18 protein-coding genes and 2 pseudogenes are annotated in these 21,598 nt (G+C 59.8%); 7 read left to right on the forward strand and 13 right to left on the reverse strand.

Annotated elements, in window-relative coordinates; genetic code table 11:
• Positions 1-23: 23 nt before the first annotated feature.
• The 6 genes from WJ542_RS21055 to fdxA all read right to left on the reverse strand — a co-directional run bounded on the left by WJ542_RS21055 (position 24) and on the right by fdxA (position 4,620).
• Complete coding sequence (locus WJ542_RS21055) at positions 24-1,778, reverse strand: cbb3-type cytochrome c oxidase subunit I (protein ID WP_411191392.1); 1,755 nt, start codon at positions 1,776-1,778, stop codon at positions 24-26.
• A complete protein-coding gene (locus tag WJ542_RS21060) occupies positions 1,775-2,305 on the reverse strand; it encodes a cytochrome c oxidase subunit II (protein WP_411191393.1) in 531 nt (176 codons plus the stop codon). The genes WJ542_RS21055 and WJ542_RS21060 overlap by 4 nt, the downstream gene beginning before the upstream one ends.
• 12 nt (positions 2,306-2,317) lie before the next feature.
• Positions 2,318-2,458 (reverse strand): hypothetical protein, encoded by a 141-nt coding sequence (locus WJ542_RS21065; protein WP_411191395.1) that lies wholly within the window; start codon positions 2,456-2,458, stop codon positions 2,318-2,320.
• Positions 2,451-3,434, reverse strand: coding sequence for a c-type cytochrome (locus WJ542_RS21070; protein ID WP_411191396.1), 984 nt, complete (start codon positions 3,432-3,434; stop codon positions 2,451-2,453). Before WJ542_RS21070 ends, WJ542_RS21065 begins: the two co-directional genes overlap by 8 nt.
• Positions 3,431-4,234, reverse strand: a complete 804-nt coding sequence (locus tag WJ542_RS21075; RefSeq protein ID WP_411191397.1) for a c-type cytochrome — start codon at positions 4,232-4,234, stop codon at positions 3,431-3,433. Before WJ542_RS21075 ends, WJ542_RS21070 begins: the two co-directional genes overlap by 4 nt.
• Positions 4,235-4,296: 62 nt before the next feature.
• Positions 4,297-4,620, reverse strand: coding sequence for a ferredoxin FdxA (fdxA, locus tag WJ542_RS21080; protein ID WP_411191398.1), 324 nt, complete (start codon positions 4,618-4,620; stop codon positions 4,297-4,299).
• 901 nt (positions 4,621-5,521) lie between these two features.
• Between fdxA and WJ542_RS21085 the strand changes: the two genes are divergently transcribed.
• Positions 5,522-5,806 (forward strand): DUF4148 domain-containing protein, encoded by a 285-nt coding sequence (locus WJ542_RS21085; protein WP_411191399.1) that lies wholly within the window; start codon positions 5,522-5,524, stop codon positions 5,804-5,806.
• 541 nt (positions 5,807-6,347) lie between these two features.
• Here WJ542_RS21085 and WJ542_RS21090 read toward each other — a convergent pair.
• Positions 6,348-6,617, reverse strand: coding sequence for a DUF4148 domain-containing protein (locus WJ542_RS21090; protein WP_411191400.1), 270 nt, complete (start codon positions 6,615-6,617; stop codon positions 6,348-6,350).
• 243 nt (positions 6,618-6,860) lie between these two features.
• Between WJ542_RS21090 and WJ542_RS21095 the strand changes: the two genes are divergently transcribed.
• On the forward strand, positions 6,861-8,003 hold the full coding sequence (locus WJ542_RS21095) for a TDT family transporter (RefSeq protein WP_411191402.1): 1,143 nt from the start codon (positions 6,861-6,863) through the stop codon (positions 8,001-8,003).
• Between the two features lie 585 nt (positions 8,004-8,588).
• Here the strand turns inward: WJ542_RS21095 and WJ542_RS21100 are convergent.
• Positions 8,589-9,764 carry a porin gene (locus tag WJ542_RS21100; RefSeq protein WP_411191403.1) on the reverse strand — a complete coding sequence of 392 codons (1,176 nt, stop codon included), beginning with the start codon at positions 9,762-9,764 and terminating at the stop codon, positions 8,589-8,591.
• A gap of 527 nt (positions 9,765-10,291) precedes the next feature.
• Here WJ542_RS21100 and WJ542_RS21105 point away from each other — a divergent pair.
• Positions 10,292-11,230 carry a LysR family transcriptional regulator gene (locus WJ542_RS21105; RefSeq protein ID WP_411191404.1) on the forward strand — a complete coding sequence of 313 codons (939 nt, stop codon included), beginning with the start codon at positions 10,292-10,294 and terminating at the stop codon, positions 11,228-11,230.
• A 222-nt stretch (positions 11,231-11,452) separates the two neighbouring features.
• On the opposite strand, the gene WJ542_RS21110 is transcribed toward WJ542_RS21105, so the two are convergent.
• Positions 11,453-12,364, reverse strand: a complete 912-nt coding sequence (locus WJ542_RS21110; RefSeq protein WP_411191405.1) for a LysR family transcriptional regulator — start codon at positions 12,362-12,364, stop codon at positions 11,453-11,455.
• Positions 12,365-12,829: 465 nt separating this feature from the next.
• Between WJ542_RS21110 and WJ542_RS21115 the strand changes: the two are divergent.
• Positions 12,830-12,994: pseudogene (locus tag WJ542_RS21115) on the forward strand (LysR family transcriptional regulator); the annotation flags it as partial.
• 421 nt (positions 12,995-13,415) lie between these two features.
• Here WJ542_RS21115 and WJ542_RS21120 read toward each other — a convergent pair.
• A pseudogene (locus WJ542_RS21120) lies at positions 13,416-14,434 on the reverse strand (IS110 family RNA-guided transposase).
• A 497-nt stretch (positions 14,435-14,931) separates the two neighbouring features.
• Here WJ542_RS21120 and WJ542_RS21125 point away from each other — a divergent pair.
• Positions 14,932-15,510, forward strand: a complete 579-nt coding sequence (locus tag WJ542_RS21125; protein WP_411191406.1) for a hypothetical protein — start codon at positions 14,932-14,934, stop codon at positions 15,508-15,510.
• Between the two features lie 301 nt (positions 15,511-15,811).
• Here the strand turns inward: WJ542_RS21125 and WJ542_RS21130 are convergent, their stop codons facing one another.
• Positions 15,812-17,515: a phage integrase family protein gene (locus WJ542_RS21130; protein WP_411191408.1), complete on the reverse strand. Its 1,704-nt coding sequence runs from the start codon at positions 17,513-17,515 to the stop codon at positions 15,812-15,814.
• Between the two features lie 325 nt (positions 17,516-17,840).
• Between WJ542_RS21130 and WJ542_RS21135 the strand changes: the two genes are divergently transcribed.
• Both WJ542_RS21135 and WJ542_RS21140 read left to right on the forward strand, forming a co-directional pair.
• A complete protein-coding gene (locus WJ542_RS21135; RefSeq protein ID WP_411191409.1) occupies positions 17,841-18,170 on the forward strand; it encodes a cyclic-phosphate processing receiver domain-containing protein in 330 nt (109 codons plus the stop codon).
• Positions 18,171-18,230: 60 nt separating this feature from the next.
• On the forward strand, positions 18,231-18,488 hold the full coding sequence (locus tag WJ542_RS21140; RefSeq protein ID WP_411191410.1) for a hypothetical protein: 258 nt from the start codon (positions 18,231-18,233) through the stop codon (positions 18,486-18,488).
• 1,208 nt (positions 18,489-19,696) lie between these two features.
• On the opposite strand, the gene WJ542_RS21145 is transcribed toward WJ542_RS21140, so the two are convergent.
• A complete protein-coding gene (locus WJ542_RS21145; RefSeq protein WP_411191411.1) occupies positions 19,697-20,053 on the reverse strand; it encodes a BON domain-containing protein in 357 nt (118 codons plus the stop codon).
• Between the two features lie 122 nt (positions 20,054-20,175).
• Complete coding sequence (locus WJ542_RS21150) at positions 20,176-21,372, reverse strand: porin (protein WP_411191412.1); 1,197 nt, start codon at positions 21,370-21,372, stop codon at positions 20,176-20,178.
• Positions 21,373-21,598: the final 226 nt, after the last annotated feature.

The raw sequence follows: 21,598 nt of genomic DNA on the forward strand, positions 1-21,598 counted from the left end.
GTCATCGTGATCTGGCGGTCCAGTTACCAGAGCACCCAGCCGGGCGCGTGAACCACGTGCCCCAGCAACGACCAGAAGATCGGCAAATAGGCAGCCAGCATGACCACGAAGGCAAACAAGGACCACCAGCCAACCGGTTCAAGCGCGCGAGCAGTCGGCGAATCGTGCTCATGTTCCGGGGGAGTTGCCGTTCCGGCCGCATCGAGCGCATAGCTCTCCCGCCTGCCGAACGCCTGGGCAAAAGGAATTGGAGCCCGCGCTTCCCGCCGTGCTCCGGCAAGAAGCGAGCCGAAGAACACGACGTAAAAGCATGCGATGGCCACCCAGAGGATAATGCCGCCGAACGCCACCAGTGCGAGCGGGACATGTGCGGCACCATAGAGCGCATCATATGCGGAAGACGGCAGCTCCGAAACCCATGCCCGGCGCGGCACTCCGTAAAGACCGGCCCACAGCATGCCGAGCGAGAATGTCAGGATTCCTGCAAACCAGGCCCAGACAGCAACGAGCGCGAGGCGTCGACTGATCAGTTCTCGTCCGGTCAGATGCGGCACCATCCAGAATGCAATCGACATGAACGTCATCGCGCTAACGCTGCCGACGGTCAGATGGAAGTGACCCGGCAAAAATGTGGTGTTATGCACCACATTGTCGAGTTGCCAGCTACCGTTCACGATGCCGCTCGCGCCGCCAAGAATAAACGTCAAGGCAGCCAGTACCTGGCCCGCTACACCCGGATCGCGCCATGGAAGTGCCTTGAACCACCCGAACACGCCCTGCCCGCCCCGCAGCCGTCCCGCGTATTCAAGTGACAGGCCGATGGTGAAAGCCGTAATCAAACTTGGCAGTGCGACGGACATCGTCAACACAGTCAGAATTCCGCGCCAGACGTTTGAGAATCCCGGATCCTGGAACTGATGATGGCTACCCACAGGAAGCGAGAATACCAGCAGCAGAATGAAGGTCAGCCGCGCCATCGGGTCGGATACCAGCTTGCCCCCGGCCTGCTTCGGCAGCAGGCCGTACCAGGACACGTAGGCCGGCATAAGCCAGAAATACACGACCGGATGGCCTGTGAGCCAGAAGAGCGTGCGGCTGATCAGCGGATCGACGGTATCGATCATGCCAAGCGCCCACGGGTCGAGTTGCAGTACCAGTTCCAGCACGATGCCAATCGCCGAAAGCGCCCACATCCACATCGTAATCAAACTCATGTAGGTGACAAGCGGCGTAATCTGCCCGGGATTGTGCCGCTTCCAGCGCTTTCGCATGCCATGCACCACAGGAAGCGGGAACACGCTGCCGAGACCCAGCAGGGTCATGCCGAGATAGAACCAGGGACTCCCCTTCAGCGGTGGATAGAACGTCCAGAGAACGCTGGAGGAATTGTCGAACATGGCCACGAGCAGCATGACCACACCCGCCGCCATGCAGCCGAAGCCGGCGCGCCACACGAGCAGGTTCGGCGTCAGCCCGAGCTCCTGCGAAGGCAGGTAGACAAGCAGTCCGCACGTGACGAAGAAGGTGAACACATAGCCGTTGAGGACGCCGTGCAGGGTCAATCCCTGGTAGTAAGTCTGCAGCAGGGGCCGCAGGAACGGATACGCGTTGATGCCGCCGTAGTTGAGCGCCTGAAGCGGGCCAATCGTTGCGCCAATCATCAGGGCAGAGAAGCCGGTCACGAGAAACGCCAGCATCGTGCGTTGCGCCGGCGTCATTCGCGGTACCGATGTGGCCGACGTGCCCGATGTCGGCGAAGAGGGGAAGACGGCGCTCATGATTTCTCTTTCGGATCGACGACGATGCGGCCAATCATCGAATGATGTTCGATTCCGCAATATTCGTTGCAAATGACGTAGTACGTTCCGGCTCGCTCGAATTTATATTCCACCCTACTCACCGCCCCGGGCATCGCAGTGACGTTGATAGTCGTGCCCTGCACCTCGAAGCCATGCAGTACGTCCGTACTCGTGACATAGAAGGTCACCTGCGCACCCTCTTTTATGTGTATTACGCCGGGCGACCAGGCCCATGCATGGCCGACCATGTAAACGGAGTATTGGTTTGCACCGGTCTGAACGACCTTGCCTTCACGAAAAGCAGGATCGTTCATGACCGCGTCAGGCTGACGGAAGAACGCGGTTCCTCGCGTAATGACGCCGTAGTCGAATACCACGTAGAACATGGTCCCGACCAGCAGCAAGGCAAGCATGACGAGCACGACGAAAACCCATGCACGCTCATGCCGCTCCGCGGCCCGGTGAAAAGCATCTTCATACGCCGCTTGCGATGAAATGGAATCCAAGAGTCCCTCTCCTTAGCTTCTCGATATAAACACCAGCGATACCAGCAGCCAGACACCCAGCACCGTCGCAAGCAGAAAGCCGCCTACCACCCAGGTGCCCACCGGCTTGACCGGTTCATGGGTTCGCGGCCTGGTCGTGTTGCGCTCACTCATGATCGACCTCCGTTTGCGGTCCCGCGACCACGGGAGTGGAAGCCGGCGGCACCGTACCCGATGGCGGCGTATGGGCGGGGTCGCCCAGCAGGACGCCGTTCACCGTCGTCCCGTACATCGACGATTTCGAGTTGTGGTACTTCTTGCGCGTCTCTCCAACGTCTCCCGTAAAGCGGGGATCCTGAGGCCGAACCTGGCTGTCGATGTAGGTAGCCACGTCCCACGCCTGCTGAACGGTCAGCGTGCCGCCGAGGTCCAGCGGCATGTTTGCCTTGATGAACCCGGCGGCATTGCCGATGCCCGCCATTCCGGCGCCCCAGTTATACGACTGCGCACCCCAGAGAGGCGGAAACGTTAGGTGTCCGTCTGAATATTTTCCCTCTCCGTTGGCTCCATGGCACATGGCACAGCTTTGCGCATAGATACCCATGCCGCGTTGATAGTCCGCCGGCTTGTCCGGCTTCGGGAGCTTGGGAAAGCCACGCCCTTGAATCGGCACGCCAGTCGGCGCGCCCTTCGCGAGAAAATAAGCATAGGTTTCGAGTGCAACAAGCGTGGGATCGCCAAGCGGCGGCGCCTTGCCGTTCATGCTGTACCGAAAGCACCCCTGCAGCCGCTCAGCGAAGGTATTCACATGACCGTTCTTGCTCCGGTAGGCCGGATACGAAATGTAGGCTGCCCACATCGGCGCCGAATTGGCCAGCCGCCCGCCCGCAAGATGACAGTTGACGCAACTGAGTTTGTTGCCGACGAACGCTGGTGCGTACTTCCCGGTATCGTGAAAGATCCTCTCGCCCTGCCGGACCATGTCACCGAATTGGTCTTTCGGGATGGCGGAGTCCGGCGGGGGTTGGAAGGCCGCGGCCTGCGCGGCACCTCCGGCCATGACCGAATGTCGAAGAGCGCACACGCCTGCCCAGATCGCGCCGGCGACGATTATCAGGGCAGCGGCGGCCACGCTCACGCGCTTTATCATTGTCCGTCTCCATTCGAACCGGCATTGGAAGTGGCGGGAAGCGTGGCGACGTACGATGCGACTGCCTCTATATCCCGATCGCTCAAATGCGCGGCCTCGGCTCGCATGAATTTCCCGGTAGCGCCGCGCAGTACTCCTGATCGCCATTGCTTGAGCTGGCGCACGACATATCCCGGCGATTGCCCCGCGAGCGACGGCGAAAAGCCATCGACGCCCTGCGCGCCAATACCATGGCACTGCACGCAGGCTGGCGTATGGAATGTGCTGAGTCCATGCTCGTAGAGATCCTTGCCGTGCGCCAGCAACTCAGCCGACGGCGCAGGTGATGCGGCGTCCAACGTCTGGGGAGCCTGAGACGCGAAGTAGCGTGCCACCGCCTCCCTTTGAGCAGCGTCGAGCCGCTTTGCGTAGGGTGCCATGATGACGCTGTCGCGCTCGCCGTCAGCGAAATAAGCTAGCTGCCGCACCAGATAATCGGCCGGCAAACCAGCCAGTCTGGGAATACCCAATGCCGGTTGACCCGCGCCATTCGCTGCATGGCAGGCAGCGCAACTCGCATGTCCGTGCCCATCGCCCATCACTGCAATACGCTGCCCCGACTGCGCGACGTCCTCGCCGGCGTCCACGCGTTGAATGCAAAAAGAGAAACCGAGCAGTACCGCGATCCACGCGGTCCGGATATTGATCACCGCAGATCTTCGTCCACCAGGTAAGCGTTTTCGAACGTTGTACGGCGTGCGCTCTTTCATTGCGTTGGATGTAGTGGAATTTGATATCGACCGATTTTTATTCATCGTCATTCGCCGATGTGCCTGGAGAGTACGTGAATATTCCTTCACAGGCGGCCCGCAAATGGCCGGCTTCAACGCTCGAGCAGGGCGAATTTATGGGCAATGTTCTTGAATTCTTCAGCCTCAGGTAACGGCGCCCTGGTCCTGGTGATACTGGGCCACTCCTTTGCCAATTCGGCATTAAGGGAGGTGAACTGCTTCTGATCGGCAGGCACATCCTCTTCCGGATAGATGGCGTTCACCGGGCACTCGGCCACGCACACTGCGCAGTCAATGCACTCGTCCGGATCGATTGCGAGGAAGTTTGGCCCCTCGCGAAAACAATCCACCGGGCAGACGTCGACGCAATCGGTATAGCGGCATTTGATGCAGCTCTCGGTCACAACATGAGTCATTCGAGCAACTCCTGCTCGCGGATATCGCGGAAAAAGTACAAAAAAATCCGGCCGACCAACAATCGTGCGCGGATGCATCGGAGATTCAAGCGATGCGCCACGACGCATTCGATTCACTTGCTGGAGGGGTGGCACTCAGCGCCAGGCGTTGTTGCAAAAGCCAGAATGGAACTCTGCCGGACGTCTACCTCGCAACCATCAAAGCAGTGGAAACGGACCGAAGCGGGAAGAGGAGTTCAGTGATGCATTTCCCTTGCATTTTCCCGCTAAAGCGGCCGTCCCTGGCTACCGGCGTGAAGTCTAAAGTAATGACCTCGTCGCCGAAAATACAATATTGGCATCTCCGCCATCACTTCAAAGCATACCGTCCGCCCCCTCCATGGAATGTTCAACGCCGGGCCGAGGCCATCCAGGGGACGCCTCAATCGGACAGCACGGAGCCGCCAAAGACGCCCGATAAACGGTCACCTGTTTGGCGCCCTGGACGAGGCGATCGCGTCTGACGGGAAAGTGCATCCATACAAAGATGCGCTTTATTCGCCCTCGTTCACGGCTGCCATAACCGCTTGACATAGCTCGCATCGAAAGTTTGTATTTTTCGCTTCGCCTCCGCCCGATTAATCTTTGCATACCGACTCGCGATTGATGGCAGCAAGTCTCCCTCAATGGCGAACATGGGAAAAGCAGATATCGGTGGTGGCTTTACTGTTGGTTCGCTCTACGTCAGTACCAGCCGACAGGGTTATTAATTTTTTCCGTTAAATCACGAATACCAGTTTCCCGATGAGAAATGACAGGCCTTTGTTTGCAATGTTCCATTGAGTAGCAATTCTCAGACAATCCGCCAAATTCTTTATCGGGTAGTACATCGCTTCGCTATATCCACTTGAAGGAGCACATCATGAAAGCACTTGCAACTCTCACGATCGCAATCAGCGCCCTCTCCGTTTCGGCAATGGCGTTTGCCCAAAGCACTGCGCCGGTCACGCGCGCCGAGGTACGTGCGGAACTGGTTCAACTGGAAAAGGCCGGCTACAACCCGAACAGTAATGGCGATAACTATCCGGAAGACATTCAGGCCGCGGAAGCGAAGATTGCCGCCGAGCAGGCAAACAGCGCGGTTGGCGGCTCGGCAATGTCGGGCACGTCGGAAGCCGGGGGGCCGGCTGCAGCAACCAGCCATTAGCCGTCTGCATGCGTCGGCAGGAGAAAGTCGTGCGCACCCTGTTTCAGAACCTGATCGCGCACGGCTCATCCAAACGGCGCCGCCTACGTTCCACCCTAAGTACCGGCCCGCTCGTGGGCATCGTCGCTGGCGATGCCCCCATCTGCCGACCGCCCCTGACGAAGACAAGGTGACGTGATGAAACCGCCATCGGTACTCCTTGCCCTTCACATGGCGTTGACGTCGGTGTCAATCTCCCTCTCCGACGTCCTTCTGCGCACCGACAACAGCATCGCCGGCGCACTACTGCTCATTGTCGGGACATTGGCGCTCCAACTAGCTCGCCGACTTGTTCCGAAAGCAAGCGTCGAAATACTCTCGTCAAGGGTGCTGGCCCGGCCTGGCCGTGGTTCAAATTGCAGGCGTTCTACACGGCCCAGGAACACGGCGTCGAGCTGAACTGCAAGAGGCACCTTGCGCAGCCGCACCAACGGTGCTGCGCCAAGGTGAGCACGGACATGCGAACTAGCACAAAAAATCTGGCCGATCTCCGGACGCTCTCTCAAGAGCCATAGTACAACGCGTTCAGGCGCGCAAGCGTACCGTCGCGCTCTGCCTGCACGAGCTGGTTATAGACATCCTGGCGCGTGAGTTCATGCTGCGCCGGGGAGGTACCCACCGGCGCAGTTTGCTGCGGCGAATCGACGTGCGACTGGGCAACGGCGGGCATACCGGCTTCGCTACCGTTTCCAGTCGCATGGGCGGCGACACTTCCGCACGCCAGGGTAAGCGCGATAGCAGCGGGGACGATTGATTGGAGGAGATTGGACATGGTCGTTCCTTGCGTGAGGGTCAAGTGAATTGCGATATGTCATCGCAAATCCAGTGTATGGAACGCGTGTTCGCACGAAAAATACCATGAACGTATCGGCGCCATCACTTCAAGGCATAGCGTGAGTGCTGTCGTGCTTCCTATATCAAGGACGCATCGGGGCGATCATAAATATGTATTTTTCGTATCTCTCATGACTTCATAAACTGACTCCATCCAGTCACACAACGATGGGGAAACGACATGAAGCAACCCTGCTTATCGCCGCGCACTGTGAACCGCCAGGGTCCGCAATGGCTGGAGAAGATTCGCCAATTCACGCCGAACTGGTTCGCTGTCACGATGGGTACTGGCGTGGTGTACCTTGTCCTCAATGCGTTACCCGGCGCGTCCCCCGCCAAGACGGCGGCGGCCGAATTGCTCTGGCAGATAGACATCGGCCTGTATGCACTCTTCTTCGCGATGTTCGTCGGCCGCCTTGTGCTGTTCAGCGAGACGATCCAGCCGCTGCTGCACCACCCGCTGCAATCGATGTTTCTCGGCGCCATACCGATGGGCCTCGCGCCAATCGTGAACGGCGTCGTGATCTTCGCCGGCGCGCGCTATGGCAATGAAGCCTATTCCCTCGCACTGTATTTGTGGGGTATCGATGCCGCGATATCGCTCGCCGTCGCCATCGGTGTCCCGTATCTGATTTTCACGAGGCAGCAGCACAGCGTCGAGCGCCTGACCGCCGCCTTGCTGCTGCCAGTCGTCGCGCCTGAGGTGGCTGCGGCAAGTGCTGCTCTGCTTGCTCCCCATCTCCCTGCCCAGACGGCCCAGTTCGTGGTCGGTGCCGGGTATGTGCTGTGGGCCATCTCCGTGCCGCTCGCGTTCTCCATCCTGACTATCGTGCTGCTCCGTCTTGTCATTCACAAACTGCCGCATCGCGAACTGGGCGTCACCAGTTGGCTCACGCTCGGCCCGATAGGCACTGGCGCGCTGGGGCTCATCACTCTCGGCGACGCAGCGGTGAAGGCTTTCGCCGGCACCGCGCTCCAGCCCGTGGCGACGGTCGCACAGGCGTTCGGTGTGCTCGGTGCGCTGTTGCTGTGGGGTGCCGGGCTCTGGTGGCTCGCCTGTGCCGTACTCTTCATGTGGCGCTATCGCCGCGAGGGGTTGCCCTTCAATCTCGGCTGGTGGGGCTTCACCTTTCCGATCGGCGTCTACACGCTCGCCACGTTCAACCTTGCGCGAGTCACCCATTTTCACGGCTTCGTTCAATTCGGCCTGTTGCTCGCTGTGGTGCTCGATCTGCTCTGGGTCGCCGTGCTCACCCGCACGATTCGTGGCCTGATGTTCGAGCGGCTCTTCCATGCGCCGTGCCTCGCCACGGGCCGCCCGTAATCCGGATCGCCGACCCTGAACATCGCTTTTGAAAAAAAACCCGACGGATTGGAGGAGACTAATCCGTCGGGGTAAAGGGCGCCTGGAGCAATGGCGCCCTGGGTCCTACCACTCACTCAACTGAAATCGACCAACGCAGGTATCGGGCCAGAATCCGGGTGGCGGAGAATAGTCATCTCCGGTCAGAGGACGGCTCCTGTGCAACGACTGCCATCGCCCGCTTTTAATGAACTCCACTCCCGCCGATGATGGTCTGTCGCGATGACGTCCACGCATGGCAGGCGAACCGTAATAAAAATGCCAAGGTTGACGCAGATATCAAAAAGGCATCGCGCGAATATCATGAAGATATTTTTCCGTTCCTCCATTGGCCGATATGCTGTCCTCACTATCAGCCAAAGCAGATAAGGGTGTTGCTTGAATCGGCTGCCCCTTTTCAACCTGCGTACCTCGAGTAACGGACAGCGCGATGCACTCCACCGTCTTTCAACGTACCGTCAGTGCGATGGCCACGGAGATGGCTCACATGGCGAGAGGCAATTCACCCTGCCTTGCGCGGACCGGCATCGACTCAGCCCGCGAGGCTCAGAAGCGATGACGCAGACCCGCCGCCACTACAACCTGCTCGTTACCCGACGCCGGCGTCAGACTGAAAACGCCCGCATCAAACGCGGGATTGTTGCCTCCGCCGCTAACACGCTGATAGACACCTTCGAGGTAGAGGTCGGTACGCTTCGACAACTGGTAGTCGGCTTGCCCCATCACCTGGTTCCACTTTGGCTTAAGCGTTCCAGAGGCAGCATCGAATTGGCCCATCGTATACGTATAGGACGCGCCGATGCTGAACTCCGGCGAGAGGAAATATCGACCGTTGACTTCAAAGTTATCGAATTTGATATTGCTGCCCGTAAGCGAAGCAATGCTGCCGCCCTGCCAGATGCCAGTCACGTCGTTGGTCGACGAGTGGGTCCATACAACCCCCACCTGCGAGTTGCCGAACATGTACTTCGCACCGACACCGTAAATCTGCTGACGTCCGCCAGTCGTCAGCACGTTGGTGTCGGCAGTACTCGTCGCGCCTGCCGCGTTGGCATTTTCCGCCCCGGCAGCCCGATCGATCTGAAGGAACGCGGCACCCACGCTAAACGTGCCATAAGCGTAGCTCGTGCCGATGCTGTAGGCGCGGTTATTCGCGAACGCACCCGCGTCGTTCGAGAAGCCGTACATCGCACCGACGCGCAGACCATTGAACGCCACGCTGCTGAATTTGATCGAGTTATTAAGCCTCAGATCATTCGCGAGGTTGTCGTTGTCATAGGGATGGTCGGCGAAGTTACCACCAAATCCAGCGCCAACGGCCGAAAGCGGCGCAAGGTAATCCACGAGGAAGTCGTACTGGCGGCCAAGCGTCAGCGCGCCATATTGCCTGTCGGTAAGCCCAACATAAGCCTGGCGTCCGAACAGATCGCCACCATTGTTGAACTTACCGGTGGACGCGTTAAAGCCGTTCTCGAGCCAGAAAACGGCACCGAGTCCGCCGCCAAGGTCCTCGGTACCGCGCAGGCCCCAACGCGTGGTCGACACGCTACCGCTATTGAGGAGCCAGCTACTGGCTCCACCGCTGCTTGCACCGCCCGTTCGCTGACTATTTACGTAGACCACGCCTTCATCAACGATACCAAAAAGCGTGACGCTGCTTTGGGCATGAGCCGCACAGGTGAAAGACAGCGCCGACACCGCCGCCAGATACCGTAATTTCATGTTTGATTCTCCACTAACGACTTGATTGGGGCTTACCGAATTGAATGCCGGAACCACAAGGCTGCGCGAGTATAGGTCCGTATTCCGGTCTAACGAGTGGAGGACAACAGAAAAGCTAGGTTGCATCAGGCGGAAGCGTCTTTCACAAAAAATTAGCAGTACAAAAAAAATGGATGGATCATGCCAAACCGCATCAGACAAGGGTATTTCTCGTGTGGAATTTTCTGTATCTTCGAAGTTTCTTCTCGCGGAAGAGCGCAGGGACACTCAATTCTCTTACTCGATCAACAAGGTTGTGTCGTCGTTACAACGCTTTGTTGGCCGCGACGCAATTCCGCTCGATATCCCTGCGATGCAGGAGTGGGTATCGCCGGGGGGAACTCATCCAGTTCGAACTGTTGTCTTTGGCTACCCGGCGCTAACCATGTTAACAGCGTTCCGTATTCACCGAATAGCGAGTTAAGAGCCGCGCCAGCATGCCGGCTGCGATAAACCCAAAGATATGCATTTCGTGGGAGCAACCTACGATGGACCACATACAATCGATCAGGGCGTTCGTTACCGTCGTCCGCCTCGGGAGTTTCACGAAGGCCGCCCGACAATTGAGCATCTCTCTCGCGTCTTTATCTCGCGCCGTGGGTAATCTCGAGTCCCATACACAAACCCGACTTGTCAGTCGCTCATCCCGATTCGTCTCGCTGGCGCCGGGTGCCCACGAGTATTTCAATACGTGTGTCGACGTGCTCGATCGCCTCTACGAGGGCGAACAGCGCCTTCTGGGCGATCGGGCTGCATCGCGCGGCGTACTCCGCATCGCCGCTCATCCGATCGCAATCGAAGTGGGACTACCGCAGATCGTCCGTGAATATCAGCGCGGTGCGCCGGAGGTCGAAGTCGTACTGAATATGCGTACGAGCCCTCTGCGTCTGGAGCAGGACCACTATGACGTAGCCCTATATCCTCCCGATCTCATTCTGGATGCAGACGCGGTTTGCCGCCGTGTTCTCAATTCGCCTATCTTGCTTGTGGCGAACCATGCTTATTTGAGCAGTTTCAAACTCGATCGTGCGCAGCCTGACCTGAATGGTCACATTATTCTTTCCTGCCAAAACGACACAAAGAATGAAAGGGCGTTGCGCCTCGAAAACGCCGGAAAAATTACGACGTTATCCCGTGGGAGCGTTCGAATGGATGTCGGAGAATCCACTGCGGTTCGGTTAGCACTGTCGGGTTTCGGCATGGCCTTACTGCCCGAATTTCTGGCTGCGCCGTATCTGGCCAATGGAAAACTACGACTTGCCTTTCCGGACCATAAGCTGATCGACGAGATGGCCGCCCTTGGTGTCGCCTACCTGCGTCAAGGTACCATTGCGCATCGCGTACGCAGCTTTGTGAACGCATGCACGCGCTCCTTTGGTCTCGACAGTGCCGCGGATGTTCAGCAACGTCCTGGGATAGCCGCTTAGCTGCCGGCAAAGACCAGGTCCCGGCAAGCAACGACAGCAACTCTCGCCTCCAGCGCCATCGAGGAAGTGGAGCAATTCACGCGACGCGATACGCAAAGCGTGACGCGTTCACCAGTAAGCTTCGACGCAGATGAAAATTTCGGCTTATGAGCGGGATTGATTTCAATTCATGCTGAAATGCGCCTTACCTTGATAAGCCCCTGGTTTTACTGCCGTCCCATTTCACCTTATGGGCAAACGCACAGCCGGCACGGCGGGCACCTGCGCACCCAGATATGTCGCAAACCCCTCCGCGAGCCGGCCAGCCCCGCCGGCCCGCACGAGCCTGAGCACCTGCGACTCGTAAGGATTGCTCGATATTGGCCGGAACACCGCGCGCTCGCTGCCCGCGCGCCCGAGCGCAGCCGGCACGAGCGCGACGCCCATGCCGAACTCCACCATCGTCACCACGGTCTGCCACAGCCGCGCCTCGTGCCGGATCTGCGGACTGAAGCCCGCCTCCACGCAGGTCGCGATGATCTGATCGTGATAATGCGGCGAAACCGAACGCGGAAACAGGATGAACGGCTCGCGCGCGAGCGCGCCAAGCTCGATGCGCCGTTTGCGCGCGAACGCGTGATCCACGGGCAGGCAGCACAAAAAGGGCTCGGAAAACAGCACCTCGGACTGCACCTCGGCCGGAAAGCGTCCCCAGTGCGCAAAGCCGAGATCGATCTGCATGCGTTGCAGCGCCTGCACCTGCTCGGTCGTATTCATCTCCCGCAGCACGACCTCCACCGCCGGATGATCGGCCTCGAAACGCCGCACCGCTTCGGGCAGCCCACGGTAGAGCATCGAGTTGACGAAGCCGATGCGCAGCCGCCCCGCGAGCCCATGCGCCGAGCGCGCCGCGACGCGCCTGACCTCATCGGCCTGTTCGAGCAGCCGCCGCGCCTCTTCCAGCAGCACGTGGCCCGCGTTCGTCAGCGACACCGCCTTGTTGGTGCGCTCGAGCAGTTGCACGCCCAACTGCTCCTCGAACTTGCGGATGTCGAAACTCAGCGCGGGCTGCGAAATAAAGAGCCGCCGCGCGGCCCGGCCAAAGTGCAGTTCCTCCGCCACGGCCACGAAGTAGCGCAGTTGCTTGAGTTCCATGACGGGGTCTCCACAGGTTTTTTCGATAGATTCTGTTTATCGTACAGGACATCGTTTGTATTGGACTGTGATCGTTACCGCACCTAAGCTTGCCCGAATCGTGTCGCGGTCTATTAGTTAGCGAGACAACGGGCTAATACTTCCCGAGACAACTGCGATTCGTCGCCCGCATCGCCTTCTGCCACAACGTGTCTCCCTAACTAATCGACTGCCGCCGAACCCGCTTTTTTTGCCCCTCCCTCCGGCAAATCCGCACCCTCGATCTCGTCAGACCTGAAGCCTGCCGCTGCGCCTTACGCAAAGCGAACGCTATCCCGCGAGCCTTCACAAGCCCATCACCTCGGTCACCAGTCGCGCGAACCTACACGGCGCACCCTCCCTTACATACCAATCGCTGCTCCCTTGCGCCCAGCGCCTCCCAAGCGCAGCAGCGTCACGAAACCCTATCGATCGGGAGACACCGTCATGGAACTCAAGCAACTGCGCTATTTCGTGGCCGTGGCGGAGGAACTGCATTTCGGCCGGGCCGCGCGTCGGCTCTTCATTTCGCAGCCCGCGCTGAGCTTCGACATCCGCAAGTTCGAGGAGCAACTGGGCATGCAGTTGCTGGAGCGCTCCGACAAGGCCGTGCGAGTGGAGTTGCCCCTGTAATCCCGGACACAGCGTCACACTAAAGTATCCATCGAGTGCCAGAACTCGCGAGGCGAGCGGTATTTCAGCGCGCTATGGGGATGCTTCTCGTTGTAATGTATATGAACGCCTCCCTTTGCGAGAGGCTTCGGTCGGCATTCCAGAACAAGACGGGCTGCAGCTGTATATCCGGCCTATTTGCAGCTCGGACTACCGCTGCTGGCCACTATGAAATCCGCTGACTCGCACCTCATTGCTCAAACGAGCTCGAAGCTCTCACTACAACACAGGTTCAGCGAGCCCCGGTCCTACCTGTTCTGTCATTCCAGATGAAGCGCCTGCGCAACCGCTTGATGGTTCACGTACGACACGATGATGTTGATACGAACTTCCTGATTCCACGGCCCACCGGCAAACGTGCTCAGACTGGCCGAACGCTCGCGTAACCCTTTTCATACGGGCGTCCGTGTGCAAGGACTGCCCAGATGATCCGTGCGAGCTTGTTCGCCAAGGCGATCACTACCACGTTTGCCGGCCTTCGTTTTTTCAGTTGCTCGACCCAGAGGCCCGGGTCCTTGGCATTTGCCAGTACGCAGCGCGCACCGTGAGTCAGGAGTGTGCGTAAATAGGTGTCGCCCCTCTTGCTGATTCCAAACAGACTTACCTTTCCGCCCGAACCGTGCTGCCGCGGAACGAGCCCTAAAAACGCTGCAAATTCTCGCCCAGATCTGAACGATTTGGGATCGGCCATTGTGGCCACTGCCGCCGTTGCGGTGAGCAGACCAACGCCAGGAATTTCGGCTATGGCCGAACAACTTCTGTCCTGCTTCAGCCAGACGCGAAGCCGTTGCTCGATCCTCGCGATTTGCTCATCCATTCTTGCAACTTCGTTCCACCTGTCACGCAGCGTGTCGATCAGCATCGCCGGCAGACGTTCCGAGAGTCGGTGCAAAGTGCCTGGCATTTCTCGTTCCAGGACCGCGCGGCTTCTCCCCATTACCTCGCCGTATTCAGTCATCAAACCGCGCAGCGCGTTTATCTGCATCGTGCGCATCTTCACCAGTTGCTCTCGCATCCTGTGCATGGCGAGCACTGCCTGCTGAGCTTCGGTTTTCACTGAAACGCACTTGCCAGGCTGTTGGACAGCCAGCCAGATTGCTCGTGCTTCCGCCGCATCGCTCTTGTTGCCAATGTTGAATGCCCTGACGAATCTCGACGAGAGCAGCCTCACTTGATGCCCTAGCTTTGTCAGTTCACGCGCCCAATGCTGCGCGCCACCACAAGCCTCCATTCCAATAAGGCAAGGGGCCCGATTTGCGAAGTAGTGCAGAAAGCTGGCGCGCTTGATCGCCTTATTTGTGATCTGACCGTGTCCGTGTCTACATGGTGAACCTGAAACACCGACTTCGCGATATCAATTCCAACAGGAGTGAGCAGCATATCGATCTCCGATCTGTACCAAGACTCCTTGGCCATCCGACTATAGTCCGACTGCCGAGGTGTCGGCGTAGGTGGGAGGCGTTCATATCATTGCTCGAAACCTCTAGTCGAGGCTGGCGACGAACGGAGATGCTTCCCAGTCAATCACGTGGGTCAAATTAGATGAAAATTACAGCCCCAGGTGGCTACCGTGAGCGCACTCCGTTACTACCGGGCTGTGCCCTGCTTGATCCTGCCAGGCAGTACCGCGTCCGGAGCGCAGCTTGATAGGCAACCCCAACCGAGAACGGCCAACCGCCCACCTGGCGTCGACAAGACGTCGCCGGCATCTCGTCGGCCCACGTCGATGGTTGATGGGGCCACCACTCGACTACACCGACTTATCCCTTACTCTTTTCGAAAAGACCCGCGAGAATAAGTCCGATTTCGTCTTGAGCGGCGTCACGGTACAAGGGCGCTTCTATACCTGGCTCATCGCATATTTGAGGAGGCCCAGTATGAAACCCCAAAAGCCCCAGGACACTCACGCCAACATGGTCGACGCGATGTGCGCGTACATGACCGACTGCCGGTTCGACCAATCCCATCTGAACTCCATGTGCCTGTCGCTGGCCATGGAATACGTGTATCAACCGCGCCCGCGGTTTTGGCAGGACTTCAACATCGCGTACATCACCGTCGCGCTATCTCGCTGTATCCCCGACTGGCGGCACGCTCTCGAGAGCACCAACGGCGTCCCGGACAGACTGCTCCGGGACGTCGGAGAATTCCTGCACGTGAAGGCATTCGATGAAGCCAACGCCGAAATGATGCTGGCGTTGCCGGCTCACGAGCGTCCAACGGACAGCGCATCTGCCTTCGCCTGGATTTCGTCTCAACTGGCGCACAAAGGACTGAAGGCGGAACTCGACTTCGCGCGACGAGACGGCAATGCCTGCGGCGAGCATGCGCTCGACGCGCTACGCTGCCTTGAGGAAGCGGCAGCCGGACGAACCATCGCCAGAACCGGAGCACTCGTCGCTCGCACGTATCGCGACGCGGTCATGAAGCGTCACGCTGAAAGCGCAACCCAGTAGGCCATCGAGGGCTTGTGCAGGATGGCCAGGCCCTCGCGCAAACTGGCGATGACACAGCCGAATGAGTGGGCCAGAATCAGGGACGGCCTGACCGTGGAGACTTCTTGCCCTTCATCGGTCGGCTGTCGAACTGCAGCGCCGGTAAAAGGCAGGCGGCGACCAGAGCACTCGGCTTCGACATCTGATTGGACCTCGACCCACTACTGAAGTCGATACGGCAACAGGCGGCAAGGGATAGCGGCACGACGGCTGCCCACACTTTCGAACGACGCCTCCCAGCCCAACGCACCCAGGTAACCGGTTATGGTGCGGCGAAAGCCTGGTCCATCTGCCGGGAGCGTTTGACTTCGTCGCTCTGCAGGTAAATCGAGGTTGTCGCAATAGAGGCATGGCGCAGGTTATCGCGCACAGTCGTGAGCTCGGCGCCCCGGGCGAGCGCATGCGTGGCGTGAGTGTGGCGCGTCCAGTGGGGACTGGCACGTCGCAGCTTTTCCGCAAGCACGGGATGATCGGCACCGATGGCATCGGCGGCCAGACGGAAAAAGCGGCGCGTCACGGACCACAGACGGGAACGCGTGATGCCCGTTGCGCTTTCCTCTTCAAGGTTCGCGAGCAGCGGAGTCTTCGGGTTCCACCGCTGCGGTGTCACCGGCAGGCGCCTCTGGACGAGATACTGCTCGAGCGCGGCGCGTGCGAGCGGTGGCAAGGCGACCTTGCCGGCCTTGTCGCCCTTGCCGACGACATTGAGCCAATGGGCACCGCGTTCGTCCGTGCGGATATCGCCAAGCGTCGCGCTGACGAGTTCACTTGCGCGCAGACCGGTCGCATAGGAGAAGTCGAGCAGAAAGCGCAGTCGCTGCGCGGCAGGTTCTCCCCAGCCGTAGGACCATTCCAGTGCACTGGCAATCGTGCGAACCAGGCTCCATTCGCCTTCGGTGAAGCCCCGCGACGTGTCGAGTGACGCGGCACGCGTTCTGCCGCGGACCTTGATACCGGCAAACGGATTGGAGAGCACGTAGCGCTGCTCGATGAGCCAGCGAAACAGTGCGCCGAGCACGGAAAGCGCGTAGGCGGTCGAGCGCGCCGACAGGTTTCCGGCGAACGGGCGCCAGCCGGGAGCATTGCGCGGCCGCGGCGCCCCGACCCAGCGCTCGCGCGGCTGCGGATGCCGCAGGAAGCTCCGGTAGGCGATGGCATCCTCGATTGTGAGTGAGGACAGTGCCCTTCCACGCTCGACGATGGCCCACAGGATCAGGCGCTCGGCTTCCTTGCGGTAGGCGCGCTGGGTGGCCGGCGACTCATGCAACGCGAGCCAGGCCTGCACAGCGTCGTAATCGTTGTTCGCATCGAGCGCACAGGCCCGCCTGGGCGCGCGGAAGCTCCCCATCGAGCCATCGACTTCCTGAGGTATCCGCAACCGCTCCCAGGGGACAACCACGCCGGGCCGAGCTGCAGTCACAAGGGCACGTGCCCGTTCGGTCAGTTGCGGATGCGCGGCGAAGAAGGCCTCAATGCGACGCGCTCCGGTCTGGCCCAGTCCCGGGATAGCGGTCCACCACCGACGCCGGCGCGGAACCCGCACGGTAAGATCCGTGAGCGTTCCGAGGCCGCACGCCAGCAGCGCGCGCGCCGCCCTGGGCGAGAACCACTGGTCCACGCCGTCCGTGATCTGCGGTTCTGGCGGCTTCGCGTGGCGCAGGACTTCGACGGCCTGCCCAACCGCCTTCGCGTCCCGTTCGCGCCCGGCAGCCGATTGCTTCAACAGCAGGTCAGCGAGATCGTGGCGATGAACACGCCGTGCGGCTGTCGCAAGCCGGCGCCGGATGTCGCCGATCACGCCGCGAGCCGAGCGCCCTTGCCCCGTCCTGGCCGGCAGATAGCGCGAGACAGCGTTGCGCACGGGCACCCCGGCGTACCAGGCTCGCAGCGCGGCCAGTTCGTCCTCATCGGGAAAGACATCCGGCGCGCTGGCTGCCAGCGGCTCCGGCGTGTGACGCGTTTTCATGACCACCAGTTTGGCACGAAAATGCACCTGTCGCGATAAGAAGAATTATGGCAATAGATCGCATCAGTGCCGCTCTTTCTGACTCCCCTGTGCGGAAGAATCAATGCAATCTGTGCTGATACCCGCCCGGCCGCGCCCGGCATGTTGCGACGAGACGCCTGTCAATCTGGGCGTCCTCCATCCCTCGGTATCACGAGGCGTCCCGCATTTTGATATTTTTTAGCCGCCCGCGGTCCACAGGCACCAGGACGGCCGAGCGTAACGAGAGCGAAGTCGTTGCGGTATTCTGTGAAGCACCCTGAACCCCGGCAGCATAGGTGCCCTCATGCAGTACCGCCTCTTCATCGACGATCTCCGGGACCCTACTTCACCCGATTGGGTCGTGGCACGTGATTCAGCAACGGCAATCAAGCTGCTTGAAACTCAGGGTTGCCCGGTCGAAATTTCCTTCGACCACGACCTCGGTGGCGACGACACCGCCATCGCAGTGGTGAAGCGGCTTATCGATCTTGATCTGGATGCCGGTGGGAGCTATATCCCGAACGATTTCCACTTCACAGTCCACAGCGCAAACCCCGTTGGACGCGAGAATATCCTCGAGCTGCTCGCACGGTATCTTGAATTCCGCATCGAACAGCGCGGAACATACCTTTAATGAGTCGCGCCTTGCCAGGGGGATTATCCGCCTTTTGGACTGCTCGAATGGCTAGCCTTCATGCCTGCCCATTTGCCGCCCACAGTCGACCCGTGGGACTGGCTGCATCGCCATTTCCTTCACGCACTGGGTCAATCCTGGAACGCATGGTGTGCGATCGCTTCCGGCATGCAGGAAAGCGGGTGCTACGTCCTCTCACCGCTGCTTTTCCCCACGCGCCTGCTCTGGGTGGATTATCCCGACGAAGGGGTGGCCTTGCGCATTGTGCGTCCGCGCACGCCTGTCGTACCGCCCCGCGAGGCATTCGATGGCGCCTGACCTGATCCCCGATCGATTCTGTTACTGTACCCGTGCGTCGCCATATCCGCTTGACGGACTGTGGTCGACTCGCGTGGATTCCCCCACGAGTTCAAGCATCCTCCCGCTGGTTATTGGCCGTCTCGGCCCGGAGAGAGATGTGTCGCGCGAAGACATTCGCGCTCAAGGATCCGCGCCTCCTGCCTTTCTGGCAGCCCGTGTTCGATCAGACCGGTCTGCGCGTTGCCTATGTTATTGCCGTCAGAAATCCCGTCGGCGTCGGGCCATCGCCGCAAAAGAGAAATGGATTTACGCTGGAGAGATCGTATTCGCTCTGGTTGAGTCACATCCTTGCCGCGCTACAGACACCCGTGTCGAGACTACCGCTCCGATCGCAATTCCCCGCGGCGCGGGCCGGTCGATACTCTTGGTCGACCCGCTAGCCGATCCACGTTAATTAATCTTCATCATTCTCCGAGAACCTGGAACGCCGCCGCGGTTTCTAAAATAGAAAGGAGAAGCACGCAATGCGGAAATTCGTTCTCGCGGCTGGGATGGCTGCAATGCTCGCCGGGTGTGCCGTCGCGCCTGGCTACGACTATGGGTACGGTTACTACCCGTCCTATGCTCCCGGCGATTACGGATATGTTCCCGCCTACGGAGGGGTTGGTCTCGGCATTTGGGGCGGAGGTGGGGGGTACGGTGACTACGGTGGTTGGCACGGCCACGCAGGTGCTTGGGGCGGCGGTCACGACACCGCATGGGGGCGGGGTGGGCACGATGGCCGAGGCGGAGGCGGCCACGGTGGTGGGGGCCACGGTGGTGGAGGACACGGTGGGGGCCATTAGATCCTGGTCGGACAAATTGAGCGGTACGAGTCACGCTCGCGAGTTTTCATATAGAAACTCGTCTCTTCGTACCGTTGTCCTGCAAAGCAAAGCTTCGAGGAAGACTTCAACAGGAGCCGAGTTGCATCGTGCTCTCGGCGGACGCATTACACGGAAAGTACAACACAATGCTCGTGAACCGGAATTCGCAGGTGGTTTTCGTCCATGCGATGCAGTTCACGGACCTGCGGGCGATGGATCGCGCAGTCGGGGGGCGCTGCTGTCGCGTCGTGAGCCGCTGGCAGCCGGTATCGCGCTTCGCTACATCTCTTGAAACTGATGTGTGGGTCTTGCGGCGCCAGGCGACTTCGGCGTCTGCCTGACGCAACCACGAGAAAGCCGTTACTGCGGTGTCTTGATACTCAATTCATTTTTTACCAGTGTTACGCCGTCAACCCCTTTCGCCGCCTGGACCGCCAGATCCATCTGGTTCTGGCTTTCGCAACTGCCAGTGAGCGTCACGGCACCGTTGACGGCCTTGACGTAGATGTGTGTCGGATCAAGGCCGTTGGTGCGCGACAGGGCGCGATGGACCTTCTTCGCGAGCGCCCGATTCGCGGCCTTGCTGGCCTTCGGCAAAGCCGGCGCTGCCGCCGTCGTCGTATCCGTAGATGTACCGCTGGCTTGTGCGTGGGCGCCCGCCGCCAACACCAGGGCGAACGCGGCTACGGAAAGCCTGGCAACCTGTATCAGCTTCATATCGATTCTCCTTGCTCTGAAAATTCTTCGTTGCTTAACGGGACGAACCTCAAGCGCGGGAAGTCTGGTCTTGCCAGCCCGGCTTCCCGCTCGATGAGTCGATGCTTGTGGCCGGCCCGCCCTCAGAACTGGGTCATGATGCCAATATTGCCGGCGAACTGACTGTGACCATAACCCGGGCCTTCGTTGATGCCGCTGCCCACCGCGCCGCCGCCATCGGCGTTGCTGGCGCCGCCGGTACCGTACGGATCTGCATAGCCGTCGCCGAGGCCAATGTTTGACGTCGAGCTGTTGTGGATGTAGCCCAGCTCGGAATACAGGAACGTGCGCTTCGACAGGTTGTAGGTGCCAGCGAGCGTGTACAGCGTGGCATTGCCGTTGCCGTTGTTGGCGTTGGCGTGATAGACCGCGGCTGTAAGCAGCGTGACCGGCGTGATCTGCCATCCCACGCCACCCCATTCGTGATCGACCGCGGTCGGCAGGCTGGCGCCGTCCGGCGTGGCGGCGAAGTCGTAACCGGCTTCGTCGGCATCAGGCGCCGAGAGGTGCTGGTAGCCTGCGTAGAACTTCACCGGGCCAAGCGAATAGGTACCGCCGGCGAGGATCGAGCGCGAGTACAGATAAACATTGCTGAAGCGGCCGTACGGGTCACGGATCTCGTCGTAGATCGCCTGTAGTTCGAACGCCGAGGCGTTGTACTGAATCTTGGCGCCGTCCGAACGCCCCTGGCTGCTGCCGAAGCCCGAGGTCGTACCGAGCTGTCCCGGTGCACTACCCGTGCCGCCATTACCGTTCCAGTTCGCGCTGTTGGCGAGATCGTATTGCCCCTTGAGCGTGAGGCCGGCGAGTTGCGGCGACGTATATTCCACACTGTTGCCTGCCTGCGCCCAGTTACGGCCCCGCACCAGCGTGGCGATCGAGTAAAACTGCATGAGCTGCGGATCGACGTCCCAGCTGTCCTGGCTGATTTCCGCCGCGCCCGCGTAACCGATCTTGAACGTACCCCACGTATCGTTCGTCAAACCGACACGGGCCTCGCGACCGAACAGCGAGCCGTTTTGATACGCGCCGTTCATAACGTCCAGACCCATTTCCAGCTTGAAGATGGCCTTCGTGCCGCCGCCAAGGTCTTCAACACCCCTGAAGCCAAATTCCGATTCGCCCCAGTCACCGCTTTCCATCTGCACTGCATTGCCACCAGGAATTCCAGTGCGGTACTGAACACCAGTATCCAGCCGGCCATACATCGTCACGCTGCTTTGTGCGTGCGCGACGATTCCCGCAGACATAAGTGCTGCGGCAAGCAAAGCCTTCTTCATTGTTCGCCTCCATACCTTCACTAAGGATCCGGGCGCGGCATTGCTAACCTTGCCCGATGGTTTGCAGAATGAGCCAAAGCGTCTGTCGCGGGCAGCACCCCGGCGACAAATGCATGGACTCAGCCGCCTTTGCCAGCTTCGTGGACAATCACAGCCAATGCGAGGGAACTTAATTGATACTCTCCTGCCTGCCTTGTTGTTTTCGCCGTCAATGTATCAAGATCGA

Source organism: Paraburkholderia yinzeri (genome assembly GCF_046581065.1).
In the GTDB taxonomy this organism is placed as follows: domain Bacteria; phylum Pseudomonadota; class Gammaproteobacteria; order Burkholderiales; family Burkholderiaceae; genus Paraburkholderia.

Excerpts from the sequence above, each read along its gene's own strand:
- WJ542_RS21055 (WP_411191392.1), bottom strand. The coding sequence starts at position 1,778 with ATGAGCGCCGTCTTCCCCTCTTCGCCGACATCGGGCACGTCGGCCACA.
- WJ542_RS21065 (WP_411191395.1), bottom strand. The coding sequence starts at position 2,458 with ATGAGTGAGCGCAACACGACCAGGCCGCGAACCCATGAACCGGTCAAG.
- WJ542_RS21070 (WP_411191396.1), bottom strand. The coding sequence starts at position 3,434 with ATGATAAAGCGCGTGAGCGTGGCCGCCGCTGCCCTGATAATCGTCGCC.
- WJ542_RS21075 (WP_411191397.1), bottom strand. The coding sequence starts at position 4,234 with ATGACGATGAATAAAAATCGGTCGATATCAAATTCCACTACATCCAAC.
- fdxA (WP_411191398.1), bottom strand. The coding sequence starts at position 4,620 with ATGACTCATGTTGTGACCGAGAGCTGCATCAAATGCCGCTATACCGAT.
- WJ542_RS21085 (WP_411191399.1), top strand. The coding sequence starts at position 5,522 with ATGAAAGCACTTGCAACTCTCACGATCGCAATCAGCGCCCTCTCCGTT.
- WJ542_RS21090 (WP_411191400.1), bottom strand. The coding sequence starts at position 6,617 with ATGTCCAATCTCCTCCAATCAATCGTCCCCGCTGCTATCGCGCTTACC.
- WJ542_RS21095 (WP_411191402.1), top strand. The coding sequence starts at position 6,861 with ATGAAGCAACCCTGCTTATCGCCGCGCACTGTGAACCGCCAGGGTCCG.
- WJ542_RS21100 (WP_411191403.1), bottom strand. The coding sequence starts at position 9,764 with ATGAAATTACGGTATCTGGCGGCGGTGTCGGCGCTGTCTTTCACCTGT.
- WJ542_RS21105 (WP_411191404.1), top strand. The coding sequence starts at position 10,292 with ATGGACCACATACAATCGATCAGGGCGTTCGTTACCGTCGTCCGCCTC.
- WJ542_RS21110 (WP_411191405.1), bottom strand. The coding sequence starts at position 12,364 with ATGGAACTCAAGCAACTGCGCTACTTCGTGGCCGTGGCGGAGGAACTG.
- WJ542_RS21125 (WP_411191406.1), top strand. The coding sequence starts at position 14,932 with ATGAAACCCCAAAAGCCCCAGGACACTCACGCCAACATGGTCGACGCG.
- WJ542_RS21130 (WP_411191408.1), bottom strand. The coding sequence starts at position 17,515 with ATGAAAACGCGTCACACGCCGGAGCCGCTGGCAGCCAGCGCGCCGGAT.
- WJ542_RS21135 (WP_411191409.1), top strand. The coding sequence starts at position 17,841 with ATGCAGTACCGCCTCTTCATCGACGATCTCCGGGACCCTACTTCACCC.
- WJ542_RS21140 (WP_411191410.1), top strand. The coding sequence starts at position 18,231 with ATGCCTGCCCATTTGCCGCCCACAGTCGACCCGTGGGACTGGCTGCAT.
- WJ542_RS21145 (WP_411191411.1), bottom strand. The coding sequence starts at position 20,053 with ATGAAGCTGATACAGGTTGCCAGGCTTTCCGTAGCCGCGTTCGCCCTG.
- WJ542_RS21150 (WP_411191412.1), bottom strand. The coding sequence starts at position 21,372 with ATGAAGAAGGCTTTGCTTGCCGCAGCACTTATGTCTGCGGGAATCGTC.